The sequence below is a fragment of the Streptomyces sp. NPDC034084 genome (genome assembly GCF_055575535.1).
Genome location: NZ_JBVISK010000003.1, coordinates 449,946 through 462,374 on the forward strand (window position 1 = coordinate 449,946; position 12,429 = coordinate 462,374).

General features: G+C 73.7%; 11 protein-coding genes and 1 pseudogene. 9 read left to right on the plus strand and 3 right to left on the minus strand.

Going from position 1 to position 12,429, the window contains the following annotated elements:
* Positions 1-56 precede the first annotated feature (56 nt).
* Positions 57-401 (minus strand): annotated as a pseudogene (locus tag ACZ51I_RS12995) (siderophore-interacting protein); the annotation flags it as partial.
* Here ACZ51I_RS12995 and ACZ51I_RS13000 point away from each other — a divergent pair.
* Together ACZ51I_RS13000 and ACZ51I_RS13005 are read left to right on the plus strand one after the other, a co-directional pair.
* Positions 400-600, plus strand: coding sequence for a hypothetical protein (locus tag ACZ51I_RS13000; RefSeq protein WP_384405905.1), 201 nt, complete (start codon positions 400-402; stop codon positions 598-600). The pseudogene ACZ51I_RS12995 and the gene ACZ51I_RS13000 overlap by 2 nt on opposite strands.
* Before the next feature lie 199 nt (positions 601-799).
* A complete protein-coding gene (locus ACZ51I_RS13005; protein WP_468874744.1) occupies positions 800-1,978 on the plus strand; it encodes an acyl-CoA dehydrogenase family protein in 1,179 nt (392 codons plus the stop codon).
* A 249-nt stretch (positions 1,979-2,227) separates the two neighbouring features.
* Here the strand turns inward: ACZ51I_RS13005 and ppnP are convergent, their stop codons facing one another.
* On the minus strand, positions 2,228-2,509 hold the full coding sequence (gene ppnP, locus ACZ51I_RS13010) for a pyrimidine/purine nucleoside phosphorylase (RefSeq protein WP_468874746.1): 282 nt from the start codon (positions 2,507-2,509) through the stop codon (positions 2,228-2,230).
* A gap of 383 nt (positions 2,510-2,892) precedes the next feature.
* On the opposite strand from ppnP, the gene ACZ51I_RS13015 reads away from it, so the two are divergent.
* The 3 genes from ACZ51I_RS13015 to ACZ51I_RS13025 all read left to right on the plus strand — a co-directional run bounded on the left by ACZ51I_RS13015 (position 2,893) and on the right by ACZ51I_RS13025 (position 6,675).
* A complete protein-coding gene (locus tag ACZ51I_RS13015) occupies positions 2,893-3,393 on the plus strand; it encodes a GNAT family N-acetyltransferase (RefSeq protein WP_468874748.1) in 501 nt (166 codons plus the stop codon).
* 136 nt (positions 3,394-3,529) lie between these two features.
* Positions 3,530-4,444: an oxygenase MpaB family protein gene (locus ACZ51I_RS13020; protein WP_468874750.1), complete on the plus strand. Its 915-nt coding sequence runs from the start codon at positions 3,530-3,532 to the stop codon at positions 4,442-4,444.
* Complete coding sequence (locus ACZ51I_RS13025; RefSeq protein WP_468874752.1) at positions 4,426-6,675, plus strand: serine/threonine-protein kinase; 2,250 nt, start codon at positions 4,426-4,428, stop codon at positions 6,673-6,675. The genes ACZ51I_RS13020 and ACZ51I_RS13025 overlap by 19 nt, the downstream gene beginning before the upstream one ends.
* Before the next feature lie 3 nt (positions 6,676-6,678).
* Here the strand turns inward: ACZ51I_RS13025 and ACZ51I_RS13030 are convergent, their stop codons facing one another.
* Complete coding sequence (locus ACZ51I_RS13030) at positions 6,679-7,341, minus strand: M15 family metallopeptidase (RefSeq protein WP_468874754.1); 663 nt, start codon at positions 7,339-7,341, stop codon at positions 6,679-6,681.
* Positions 7,342-7,404: 63 nt separating this feature from the next.
* Between ACZ51I_RS13030 and ACZ51I_RS13035 the strand changes: the two genes are divergently transcribed.
* The 4 genes from ACZ51I_RS13035 to ACZ51I_RS13050 all read left to right on the plus strand — a co-directional run bounded on the left by ACZ51I_RS13035 (position 7,405) and on the right by ACZ51I_RS13050 (position 12,388).
* Positions 7,405-8,961, plus strand: a complete 1,557-nt coding sequence (locus ACZ51I_RS13035; protein ID WP_468874757.1) for a phytoene desaturase family protein — start codon at positions 7,405-7,407, stop codon at positions 8,959-8,961.
* A 214-nt stretch (positions 8,962-9,175) separates the two neighbouring features.
* Positions 9,176-10,210, plus strand: a complete 1,035-nt coding sequence (tdh, locus tag ACZ51I_RS13040) for an L-threonine 3-dehydrogenase (RefSeq protein ID WP_468874759.1) — start codon at positions 9,176-9,178, stop codon at positions 10,208-10,210.
* Positions 10,211-10,213: 3 nt separating this feature from the next.
* Positions 10,214-11,422 (plus strand): glycine C-acetyltransferase, encoded by a 1,209-nt coding sequence (locus ACZ51I_RS13045; protein ID WP_468874761.1) that lies wholly within the window; start codon positions 10,214-10,216, stop codon positions 11,420-11,422.
* Positions 11,423-11,464: 42 nt separating this feature from the next.
* Positions 11,465-12,388, plus strand: a complete 924-nt coding sequence (locus ACZ51I_RS13050; protein WP_468874764.1) for a LysR family transcriptional regulator — start codon at positions 11,465-11,467, stop codon at positions 12,386-12,388.
* The last annotated feature ends 41 nt before the right edge of the window (positions 12,389-12,429 follow it).

The following is a 12,429-nucleotide window of genomic DNA, read 5'->3' on the forward strand; positions in this document are numbered from 1 at the left end:
AGCTCCGCTGTCAGGTCACTCCGGCGCCTTGCGATGCGTCCCCTACGCGGCAGTACGGGCTCCGCCCGGCCCGGCCCGGGGAAGAACGGCTTGACCTGCTGATCGGGGCCCGCGAGGACGAAGCCGCCGAGAGTCGGCGCGCCGAGCGTGACGCGCCGCATGCGCGGGGTCATCGGCCGGACGGCTGTCACCCGCAGGCGGTGCAGGGGCAGAGGCCGGCTCCTCGTGGTCGGCGGCTTCGGGGGCACTCCACCTTCGCGGGCCCGGTCGTCACGCCGCCGACAGCCCGTCGGCGCGCGGTGACCGCCCTGGGGCGCTTGGCCCCCATCAGCCCCCGGATGCGCTCGCAGGGGCCGGACACGAGAATGGCGAGTGCCGGACGAACACGTAGGAGGCGGCATGAACGCTGAGCCCGACAAGACGTCCCCGGGGGACTTCCCGACGCCCGACCGGCTGCTGCACGCCGGTTCTGAGGGCGATTTCACGGCGGAGGACCTGGTCCTCGCATCGGGCCGTGACGTGAATCCGAAGAGCCTCGCCTGGGCGGAACGCCGCATGGCGGAGAAGGGGCGCGCCTCCATGGACGAGCTCCTGCCGTAAGACCTGGCCGGCCTTCGGGCCGGTTCCGTCCTTCCCCTCCCACAGGCCCCGGCTCGGTCGCTCCGAACCGGGGTCTCGGGCGTTCCCGGCAGCCCCGGGGCTTCCGCATTTGTGGAACACGTTCTACCGTGGCCGCGCGCCGCACCGCCCCGGATCGCCCGCGGGGCGCCGCCGCCGGACGCCGTCACGGGAGGACGCCATGCACCTCGAGTACACGCCCGCACAGAACAGCCTGCGCGCCGAGCTGCGGGCGTACTTCGCCGACCTGGTCCCGGAGGACGTCCACACCCGCTACGCGGACCCGGCCTCCCAGAAGCGCTTCTACCGCGAGACCGTGCGGCGCCTCGGTGCCGACGGCCGGCTCGGGGTGGGCTGGCCCACCGAGTACGGCGGCCGCGGGCTGACCCCCATGGAGCAGTTCATCTTCTTCGACGAGGCCGCGCAGGCCGGCGTGCCGCTCCCGCTGATGGCGCTGAACACCGTCGGCCCGACGATCATGCGGTACGGCACGGACGAGCAGAAGGGGTACTTCCTGCCCCGGATCCTCTCCGGCGAGATCGACTTCGCCATCGGCTACAGCGAGCCCGACGCGGGCACCGACCTCGCCGCCCTGAAGACCCGCGCGGTGCGGGAGGGGGACACGTACGTCGTCAACGGCCAGAAGATCTGGACGACCAACGGTGACACCGCCGACTGGGTCTGGCTCGCCGTCCGCACCGACCCCGACGCCCCGCCGCACAAGGGCATCACGATGCTCCTCGTGCCGACGAGCGACCCCGGCTACTCCTGCACGATCATCAACACGCTCGCCTCGCACGACACCACCGCGAGCTACTACGACGACGTCCGCGTCCCGGTCTCCCGCCGCGTCGGCGAGGAGAACAGGGGCTGGCGGCTCATCACCAACCAGCTCAACCACGAGCGCGTCACCCTCGCCGCCCACGGCACGATGGCGATCCGCGCCCTCCACGACGTGCGGCGCTGGGCCGCCGACACCCCGCTCTCCGACGGCCGCCGCGTCATCGACCTCCCGTGGGTCCGCCGCACTCTGGCGCGCACCCACGCCCGGCTCGACGCGATGAAGCTCCTCAACTGGCAGATGGTGAACGCCGTGCACAACGGCACCCTCACCCCCCAGGACGCCTCCGCCGTCAAGGTCTACGGCTCCGAGGCCCGCCGCGACGCCTACGCCGCCCTCATGGAGGTCGTCGGCTCGGCGGGCGCCCTCAAGGAAGGCTCGGCGGGCGCCGTCCTCCACGGCGAACTGGAGCGCGGCTACCGCTCGGCCGTCATCTTCACCTTCGGCGGCGGCAACAACGAGATCCAGCGGGAGATCATCTCCTGGATCGGCCTGGGCATGCCCCGCGTCCGTCGCTAGGTCCGTTGTTCGGCGCCGCCGTAGTTCTCGGCTGTGCGCCGGCCCCTGAGATGGCCCTTTCACGCAGTCTTTCCCCGAGGCGGCCTCGTCCGGGCCGCAGGGCGAGGCAGTGCCGAAGCCAGCCGCCGCCTACGTCGAGCCGGACGGCTCGGCCCTCACCTGCGTGGGGGCCGGACCTTCGCCACGTTCCCGCGATGCCGGCTGCGCGGCGACAACTCGCTGTCCTGACCAGCCGGGCGGGCTCGTCGCTCAGCGGTACTCGCAGAGGTAGGCCGTCTCCACCGCGACCTTGAGCTGGAAGCGGCTGTCCCCGGGGACCTCGAAGCGGTCTCCGGCGGCGAAGGTCTTCCACGCGTCGGCGCCGGGCAGCCTGACCGTCAGCGCGCCGCTGACCACGTGCATGACCTCCGGCGCGGCGGTGCCGAACTCGTACTCGCCCGGGGCCATGACACCGATGGTCGCCGGGCCCTCCTCCTGCGTGAACGCGATCGACTTGACCGAGCCGTCGAAGTACTCGTTGACAGGGAACATGGGCGTCCTCGTGGGGGAATCAGGTGGCCTGGTCACGGCGTACCGGCCAGGGGTAGGGGCACCTTAGACGGCGCGCGGGCGACCCCTTCGGCCGGTCTCACGTGCTGGACGTCGGACGGCCCCCGAAGGACCAGTCGTGGACCTCGATGTCGGCCTCCCCGACGCCCAGGACCAGGTGACGGTTGCCGCCCTCGCGGCCTCCGGGGAACTCCCACGTCGTCCGCCCCAGCGTGTCGCGCCGGGCGCCGCAGCGGGACGTCCCGGTACACCCCGGCCTGGTAGTCGGGCTCCGAGCGCCACATTCCGGCGGACGGAGGACAGGGGCCCGGGCCGGCCGGCCTGTGCCACCATGGGCGGATGCCGAAGAGAAGGGCGGCCGTCGCATGACCACCTCCACCGTCGTCGTGCCGCTCACCGCGGAGCACGCCGACGCGGTCGTCGCCATCTACCAGGCCGGTGTCGACGAGGGCAACGCCACCTTCGAGACCGTCGCCCCGACCTGGAAGCAGTTCGACGCGGCCAAGCTTCCCGAGCACCGCTTCGCCGCTCTCGGCGACGCCGGGCGCGTCCTCGGCTGGGTCGCCGTCAGCCGGGTCTCCGACCGGTGCGCGTACGCCGGAGTCGTCGAGCACTCGGTCTACGTCCATCCCGACGCCCGCGGCCGGGGCGTCGCCTCCGCGCTCCTCGACGCGCTCGTCGCGTCCACCGAGGCGGCCGGCATCTGGACCATCCAGTCCGGCATCTTCCCCGAGAACGCCGCGAGCCTCGCCGTCCACGCCCGCGCCGGCTTCCGCGTCATCGGCACCCGTGAACGCATCGGGCGGCACCACGGCGTCTGGCGCGACACCGTCCTGGTCGAACGCCGCAGCCCACGCATCGGCTGACCGGAGCCGGCAGCCCGGCGTCCGGCGTCCGGCACGGCGGGAATCCCGAACCGACGGACGGCAGCCCGCACCACGGACCGAAGAGGGCGCGTACGGACCGGTTCCCCGGGGCCGGTTCCGGCGTAGCCTGAGCGCCATGAGGCAGGACGCCGACCCCGGGCTCTTCGGTCCCCGCTCCGTGACCTGGCAGCTGCACAGCGACCCCGTGATGTGGATCGCCGGGGTCCGCGCCCTCTGGCTCCAGGCGCTGCACCCCGTCGCCGTCCGCGGCGTGATGATCAACAGCGGTTTCCGGCAAGACCCCTGGGGCCGGCTGATGCGGACCGCGAACTTCGTCGGGACCCTCAGCTACGGGACCACCGAGGCCGCCGAGGCGGCCGGCGCCCGTGTCCGGCGGATCCACCGGCTGCTCGGCGTGGACGACCCCGAGCTGCTCCTCTGGGTCCACTGCGCCGAGACCGACTCGTACCTCTCGGTCGCGCGCCGCTCCGGCATCCCGCTCACCGACGCCCAGGCCGACCGGTACGTCGACGAACACCGCACCTCGGCCCGGCTCGTCGGGCTCGATCCGGACACCGTCCCGGCGTCCACCGCCGCGCTCGCCGCCTACTTCGAGACGGTCCGACCCCGGCTCGCCGCCGGACCGGACGCCCGGACCGTCGAGGACTTCCTGCGCCGCCCGCCCGTGAAACCCGCCCTGGTCCCGGCGCGCGAGGTGATCTGGCGGCGCGTCACCGCACTCGCGTACGACACCCTGCCCCCGTACGCCCACGCGCTCTACGGCCGGCCCGCCCCGCCGCCGGAGACCGTCACCCGGCGGCTCGTCGCCGCGGCCGGCCACCTGCGCCGCGTCCCCGCCCGCCTGCGCTGGCGGCTGCCACCCCGGCACATCCTGCGCGCCATGGACCGCCTCGGCCCGGACACCCGGCCCGACCCGTACGCGTACCCCGCCCCGTATTCACTGTCCGACCCGGCGGCCATACTGGAGGAGCCGAGGAGGCAGTACGGAATCGACGGGGGCGGCAGCACACGATGGGGGACTCCAGACTGATCCAGGGCCGGTACCGCCTGCACGAGGTCATCGGCCGCGGGGGCATGGGCGAGGTGTGGCGCGCCACCGACGAGGCGCTCGGACGCGGCGTCGCCGTGAAGTGCCTCAAACCGCTGGGACCGCAGCAGGACCCGCAGGTCCTCACCGTGGTGCGCGAGCGTTTCCGCCGCGAGGCCCGGGTGGCGGCGGCGCTCCAGCACCGGGGCATCACCGTCGTGCACGACTTCGGCGAGTACGACGGGGTGCTGTTCCTCGTCATGGAGCTCCTGGAGGGGCGCAACCTCAGCCAGCTCCTCGTCTCCAACGACCAGCAGCCGCTGCCCGTCCAGGAGGTCGTCGAGATCGCCGACCAGGTCGCCGACGCCCTCGCGTACACGCACCGGCAGGGCATCGTGCACCGCGACCTGAAGCCCGCGAACATCATGCGGCTGCGGGACGGCACGGTGAAGATCTGCGACTTCGGGATAGCGCGACTCGGCGCCGACATGGGCTTGACCTCCAAGCTCACCGGGACCGGCATCGCGATGGGCACCCCGCACTACATGTCCCCGGAGCAGATCGGCGGCGGCGAGGTCGACCACCGCAGCGACCTCTACTCCCTTGGCTGCGTCCTGTACGAACTGGCCACCGGCGCCCCGCCCTTCGACCTCGGCGACTCCTGGGCGATCCTCATCGGCCACCGGGACACGGTGCCGAGCCCGCCGCGCGCGCTCCGGGCCGAACTGCCGGACTTCTTCGACCGGATCGTCGTCGACCTGCTCGCCAAGGTCCCCGAGGAGCGGCCCGCCGACGCGGGCGACCTCCGGCGCCGGATCGTCTCGGGCCGCTTCCCGCCGGCCCCCTTCCCGTCGCCGGCCGAGACGCCCGCGCTCCCCGTCCTGCCGCTGACCGTCCCCCTGCCCGTACCCGTGTCCGGCGCCCTGCCCGTGGCCGCGGAGACGGGCCCCGCGCCCGCGTGGGCCCGGGGACTCACCGGCGGCCCCCGACCGGCTGCCGTCACCGGACCGCGCCCGGCCCTCCACGACCCCGCCGCGGCCGTCCTCACCGCCGAGTGGACCACCGCGGGCGCCGGCGGCCCGCCGCCGCCCGCCCCCGCGCCCTCGGCGGAGCTGATCGCCGTGCTCGCCGGGCGTTTCCGGGCCGGGATGGGCCTCGGCCGGCTCGGCCGCTGGGACGAAGCCGAGTCCGTACACCGGTCCGTCGCCCGGGACCGCGCGCGGACCCTCGGCGAGGACCATCCCGACACCCTGACCAGTCAGTACGAGGTCGGCTTCGCCCTCGCCCGGCTCGACCGCCCCGCCGACGCCCTGCACGTCTTCGGCAAGGTCGCCGAGGCCCGCGCCCGCGTGCTCGGCGACGACCACCCCGACACCCTGGCCGCCCGACAGGAGCGGGCCTACGCCCTCGGCCGACTCGGACGGCACCCCGAGGCGTACGAGGTGTACGCCGAGGTGCTCGCCGCCCGTGAGCGCACCGTCGGCCCCGACCACCCCGACACCCTGCGCTGTCGCCACAACATGGCCTTCACGCTGGGCCGTCTCGGCCGTCTGGAGGAGTCGTACCGTACGGCGCACGAGGTCGCCCAGGCCCGGTCCCGGCTGCTCGGCGAGGCACACCCCGACACCCTCGTGACCCGCCACGAGGTGGCGTACACCCTCACCCGCCTCGGGCGCGGAGAGGAAGCGCTCGTCCAGTACCGCGCGGTCGCCGAAGCGCGGGCCGCCGCCCTCGGCCCCGACCACCCGGACACCCTCGCCGCCCGCTACGAGACCGGGGTCTGCCTCGGCCGGCTCGGCAGGGCCGCGGACGCCCTCGACCTCTGCCGTGAGCTCGTGGCCGCCCGTACCCGCGCCGAGGGCCCCGACGGGCCGGAGACGCTCCGCGGCCGCCAGGCCGTCGCCGTCAACCTCGGGCGGCTCGGGCGCTGGAGGGAGGCGCTCGCGGAGTCGGAGGGCGTGCACGCCGACCGCGAGCGGGTGCTCGGTGCCGACCACCCCGACACGCTCCTCAGCCGCTGGGAGACGGCCGTCGCCCTCGGGAGGCTCGACCGCTGGGAGGAGGCGCTGGAGTGCCACCGGGCGATCACCGCCGTCCGCACCCGCCTCCTCGGACCCGCGCACCCCGACACCCTCGCCGCCCTCGACGCCGAGGCCCTCTGCCTGGAGCGCCTCGGCCGACACGCCGAAGCGGCCGCCCTGCTCCTGAGAGCGGCGTCCCCGCCGGGGGCGTGAGCATCAGCCGGACGGCGTGAGCTCCTTCGGGCCGTACCGGGCCGAGAGTGCCCCGGTGGCCAGGGCCCAGTAGCGGTCGCCGAACGACCAGTGCCACCACTCCGTCGGGTAGTTCACCAGGCCCGCCGCGGTGAGCACGGAGCCGAGCAGCTCCCGATGGGCGCGGGCCTCCGCACCGATGCCCTCGGCCTGGGTGTAGCAGGCGCCGCCGCTCTCCTCCGGGGACGCGTTCATCCGCGTCCCCAGGTCGAGTTCCCGCCCGTCGGCCCAGGCCAGGGTGAGGTCGACGGCCGCGCCGGCGCTGTGCGGGGCGATCTCGGGCGGGGAGACGTACCGGCTCGCCGCCGACAGGATCCGCTCCTCGGGCCACCCGGGACGGAGCGCGCGGAGTTCGCCGGCGTACTCCTCGAAATAGGCCCGCTGGAGCGCCGGAGGGCGGTACCCCTCGACGAACAGCAGCCGCAGACCTTCCGGCAGCAGCTCCTGCGCGGTCAGGAGCCGCTCGACGACGCCCTCCCGCAGGTGCGCGAACGCGTCCGCCGCATCCCGCTTGCGCGTGTCGACGAGCAGCGGACCGGCCCGGCGGACGTCCACCAGGCGCTCACCGCACTCCGTCACGGGTATGGCGGCGACCCTCGGATCCGACATCAGAACGATCTCAGTCATCCCGCGATCATGACGCACGGCGGCGGGGTTCCCCCGGCGCACCGGTGCGTGTGAGCATGAGCCATGACCGCCCCTCACGCTTCCGCAGGGTCCCGCTCGTACGACGCCGTCATCGTCGGAGGCGGGCACAACGGGCTTGTCGCCGCCGCCTATCTGGCCCGCGCCGGACGCACCGTCCTCGTCCTGGAGCGGCTCGGCTCCACCGGCGGGGCAGCCGTGTCGACGCGGCCGTTCGCCGGGGTCGACGCACGGCTCTCGCGGTACTCGTACCTGGTCTCGCTCCTCCCGGAGAAGATCGTGCGGGAACTCGGACTGCGGTTCGCCGTGCGGAAACGGTCCGTCTCCTCGTACACCCCGAAGGGCGACGGCGGCCTCCTCGTCGGGGGCGGACCCGAGCGCACCCGGGCCTCCTTCGCCGCGCTCACCGGCTCGGACGCCGCGCACGAGGCATGGCGGGCCTTCTACGCCCGCACGGGCCAGGCCGCCCGCCGCATCTTCCCCACCCTCACCGAACCGCTCCCCACCCGCGCCGAGCTGCGCGCCCGCGTCGACGACGCCGACACCTGGCGGATGCTCTTCGAGGAACCCCTCGGCGTCACCGTCGAGAAGACCTTCGCCGACGACCTCGTCCGGGGCGTCGTGCTCACCGACGCCCTCATCGGCACCTTCGCCGACGCCCACGACCCTTCCCTGCTCCAGAACCGCTGCTTCCTGTACCACGTCATCGGCGGCGGCACCGGAGACTGGGACGTGCCCGTCGGCGGCATGGGCGCCCTGACGGACGCCCTCGCCGACGCCGCCCGCGCCGCCGGGGCCCGTATCCTCACCGGCCACGAGGTCACCCGGATCGAGACCGACGGGCACCGCGCCGCCCTCACCTACCGCACCGCCGACGGCGAGGGCACCGTCGAGGCCGGCCAGGTCCTCGTCAACGCCTCCCCGCAGGAGCTCGCCGCCCTGCTCGGCGAGACGCCCCCGCCCGCCCCGGAGGGCGCCCAGCTCAAGGTCAACATGCTCCTGACCCGGCTGCCGAGGCTACGGGACCGGTCCGTCGACCCGCGCGAGGCCTTCGCCGGCACCTTCCACATCGCCGAGGGGTACGGCCAGCTGGCCACCGCCCACGCCGAGGCCGCCGCCGGAAGCCTGCCCTCCGCGCCGCCGTCCGAGATCTACTGCCACTCCCTCACCGACCCGACGATCCTCGGCCCCGAACTGGCCGCCACCGGCCACCAGACGCTCACCCTCTTCGGCCTGCACACCCCCGCCCGGCTGTTCGCCGCCGACAACGAGGGCACGCGCGCGAAGCTCCTCGCCGCGACCCTCGCCCAGCTCGACGCCCACCTGGACGAGCCGATCGCCGACTGCCTCGCCCTCGACGCGGAGGGCCGCCCCTGCGTCGAGGCGAAGACCCCGCTCGACCTCGAACGCGAACTGCGGCTCCCCGGCGGCCACATCTTCCACCGCGACCTCTCCTTCCCGTACGGGAAGGAGAGCACCGGCCGCTGGGGCGTCGAGACCCCCCACGCGAACGTCCTCCTGTGCGGAGCGGGAGCGATCCGCGGCGGGGGAGTGAGCGGCGTCCCCGGCCACAACGCGGCGATGGCGGCACTGGGCCGGTGAATGTCCGGGGCCGCCTCGACCGGGTCCTCTCCGTTCGGCCCCGTTGACGTCGCCCTGTCCCCGCCTGGGGTGTGAAGCTGATCTGCGAGCGCGCTTAAGAAATCCTCGATGGACCGCGGGCCCCGCGTACGGAAGATTCTCTTCCGGGGATCTTGGGCGCGCAGCCGTGCCCGCACCCCCACATCACAGGACACGCACGTCGGGAGCCGTTGCATTGAAGGCGCTGGTCAAGCTGAAGGCGGAGCCGGGACTCTGGCTCACGGACGTGCCCGAGCCGGAGACAGGCCCCGGAGACGTCCTCATCAAGGTCAAGCGGACCGGTATCTGCGGGACCGACCTGCACATCCGCTCCTGGGACGGCTGGGCGCAGAAGACGATCGGCACGCCGCTGACGATCGGCCACGAGTTCGTCGGCGAGGTCGTCTCCGTCGGCCGTGACGTCGCCGACATCACCGTAGGAGACCTGGTCAGCGGCGAGGGGCACCTCGTCTGCGGCAAGTGCCGCAACTGCCTGGCCGGGCGCCGCCACCTCTGCCGCGCCACCGTCGGCCTGGGCGTCGGCCGCGACGGCGCCTTCGCCGAGTACGTGGCGCTGCCCGCCTCCAACGTGTGGGTGCACCGCGTCCCCGTCGACCTCGACGTCGCCGCGATCTTCGACCCCTTCGGCAACGCCGTGCACACCGCCCTCTCCTTCCCGCTCGTCGGGGAGGACGTCCTCGTCACCGGCGCGGGCCCCATCGGCATCATGGCCGCCGCCGTCGCCAAGCACGCCGGCGCCCGCAACGTCGTCATCACCGACGTCAGCGAGGAGCGCCTCGCCCTGGCGCGCAAGACGGGCGTCACGCTCGCCCTCAACGTCGCCGAGCAGACCATCGCCGACGGGCAGCGCACCCTCGGGCTCAAGGAGGGCTTCGACGTCGGCCTGGAGATGTCCGGCAACCCGCACGCGATGCGCGACATGGTCGCCAACATGACCAACGGCGGCAAGATCGCCATGCTCGGCCTGCCCAGCGAGGACTTCTCCGTCGACTGGGCGAAGATCGTCACCTCCATGATCACGGTCAAGGGCATCTACGGCCGCGAGATGTTCGAGACCTGGTACGCGATGTCGGTGCTCCTGGAGGGCGGTCTCGACCTCGCCCCCGTCATCACCGGCCGCTACGCGTACTCCGACTTCGAAGCCGCCTTCGACGACGCGGCCTCCGGCAAGAGCGGCAAGATCATCCTCGACTGGACCACGGGAGCCTGACCCATGTTCGATTCCGTACGCGACTCCGTCCGCGCCACCCTCGAAGAGATCGAGCAGGCCGGACTGCACAAGCCCGAGCGGGTCATCGGCACCCCCCAGTCCGCGACCGTCGAGGTCACCGCCGGCGGCCGCCCCGGCGAGGTGCTCAACTTCTGCGCCAACAACTACCTGGGCCTCGCCGACCACCCCGACGTGGTCGCCGCCGCCCACGAGGCGCTCGACCGCTGGGGCTACGGCATGGCCTCCGTCCGCTTCATCTGCGGCACGCAGGAGGTGCACAAGGAGCTGGAGGCCCGCATCTCGGCCTTCCTCGGCCAGGAGGACACGATCCTCTACTCCTCCTGCTTCGACGCCAACGGCGGCGTCTTCGAGACGATCCTCGGCCCCGAGGACGCCGTCATCTCCGACGCCCTCAACCACGCCTCCATCATCGACGGCATCCGCCTCTCCAAGGCCCGCCGCTTCCGCTACGCCAACCGCGACATGGCCGACCTGGAGACGCGGCTCAAGGAGGCCACCGAGGGCGGCGCCCGGCGCAAGCTGATCGTCACCGACGGCGTCTTCTCCATGGACGGCTACGTCGCCCCGCTCGACGAGATCTGCGACCTGGCCGAACGCTACGACGCCATGGTGATGGTCGACGACTCGCACGCCGTCGGCTTCGTCGGCCCCGGCGGCCGCGGCACCCCCGAGCTGCACGGCGTCATGGACCGCGTCGACATCATCACCGGCACCCTCGGCAAGGCCCTCGGCGGCGCCTCCGGCGGTTACGTCGCGGCCCGCGCCGAGATCGTCGCCCTGCTGCGCCAGCGCTCCCGCCCGTACCTCTTCTCGAACACCCTCGCCCCCGTCATCGCCGCCGCCTCCCTGAAGGTCCTCGACCTCCTGGAGTCCGCCGGCGACCTGCGCGAGCGCCTCAACGCCAACACGGCGCTGTTCCGCTCCCGCATGACCGAGGAGGGCTTCGACATCCTCCCCGGCGACCACGCCATCGCCCCCGTCATGATCGGCGACGCGGCCGAGGCCGGCCGGATGGCCGAGCTGCTCCTGGAGCGCGGGGTGTACGTGATCGGCTTCTCGTACCCCGTCGTGCCGCAGGGCCAGGCCCGCATCCGCGTCCAGCTCTCCGCCGCCCACTCGACGGAGGACGTGAACCGGGCCGTGGACGCCTTCGTCGACGCCCGCGCCGCCCTGCGGGGCCAGGGCGCCTGACCAAGGCACTCCCTCGTGTCCGCAGGCTGAGACACTAGGGGAATGATCGAAGCGCGGCGGTTGCACATCCTCCGTGCGGTGGCCGACCACCGCACGGTCACGGCGGCGGCCGCCGCGCTCTATCTCACCCCCTCCGCCGTCTCCCAGCAGCTCGCCGCCCTGGAGCAGGAGACCGGCCACCGCCTGGTGGACCGCAGCGCCCGCGGCGCGCGCCTCACGCCGGCCGGGGAGATCCTGCTCGGCCACGCGAACGCCGTGCTCGCCCAGCTGGAGCGCGCCGAGGCCGAGCTCGCCGCCTACGGCTCGGGCGACGCCGGTACGGTCACGGTCGCCGCGTTCGCCACCGGCATCGGGCTCGTCGTGGCCCCCGCCATCACGGCCCTCGCCCGCACCGCGCCCGGCATCCGGGTCCGGGTCCGGGACGCGGAGGGCGACGAGAGCCTCCTCATGGTCCTGGACCGGCAGGTGGACGCGGCCGTCGCGGTCGAGTACCGGGGCGCCCCGGGCGAGGACGACGACCGGCTCACGCGCGTCCCGCTCTACGCCGAACCGTTCGACGCGCTCCTGCCGTCCGGTCACCCCCTGGCGGGCGACGAGCGGGTCGCGCTCGCCGACCTCGCCAAGGACACCTGGATCGGGCAGTCCACCGGCAACCCCTGCCACGACGTGACCGTCCTGGCCTGCGAGTACGCCGGTTTCGCCCCCCGCTTCGCACATGTGTCCGACGACTTCCGGGCCGTCGCCGCCCTCGCCTCGGCAGCCGCCGGAGTGGCGCTCGTCCCGCGCTCGGCGCTGCGCGGGATGGACCTCTCCGGCGTCGACGTCCGCCCCGTGGACGGGGTCGCCCCCACCCGCCGGGTCTTCGCGGCGGTACGGCGGGGAGCCGAGCAGCACCCCCTGATCAGCCCGCTCCTGACGGAACTCCGCACGGCGGCGGCACCGGAGCGGGCGGACGCGGAACACTGACGGGGCGGGACGGGCGCAGTCGCGGCGAGGCGGGCCGAGGC

Excerpts from the sequence above, each read along its gene's own strand:
- ACZ51I_RS13000 (WP_384405905.1), top strand. The coding sequence starts at position 400 with ATGAACGCTGAGCCCGACAAGACGTCCCCGGGGGACTTCCCGACGCCC.
- ACZ51I_RS13005 (WP_468874744.1), top strand. The coding sequence starts at position 800 with ATGCACCTCGAGTACACGCCCGCACAGAACAGCCTGCGCGCCGAGCTG.
- ppnP (WP_468874746.1), bottom strand. The coding sequence starts at position 2,509 with ATGTTCCCTGTCAACGAGTACTTCGACGGCTCGGTCAAGTCGATCGCG.
- ACZ51I_RS13015 (WP_468874748.1), top strand. The coding sequence starts at position 2,893 with ATGACCACCTCCACCGTCGTCGTGCCGCTCACCGCGGAGCACGCCGAC.
- ACZ51I_RS13020 (WP_468874750.1), top strand. The coding sequence starts at position 3,530 with ATGAGGCAGGACGCCGACCCCGGGCTCTTCGGTCCCCGCTCCGTGACC.
- ACZ51I_RS13025 (WP_468874752.1), top strand. The coding sequence starts at position 4,426 with ATGGGGGACTCCAGACTGATCCAGGGCCGGTACCGCCTGCACGAGGTC.
- ACZ51I_RS13030 (WP_468874754.1), bottom strand. The coding sequence starts at position 7,341 with ATGACTGAGATCGTTCTGATGTCGGATCCGAGGGTCGCCGCCATACCC.
- ACZ51I_RS13035 (WP_468874757.1), top strand. The coding sequence starts at position 7,405 with ATGACCGCCCCTCACGCTTCCGCAGGGTCCCGCTCGTACGACGCCGTC.
- ACZ51I_RS13045 (WP_468874761.1), top strand. The coding sequence starts at position 10,214 with ATGTTCGATTCCGTACGCGACTCCGTCCGCGCCACCCTCGAAGAGATC.
- ACZ51I_RS13050 (WP_468874764.1), top strand. The coding sequence starts at position 11,465 with ATGATCGAAGCGCGGCGGTTGCACATCCTCCGTGCGGTGGCCGACCAC.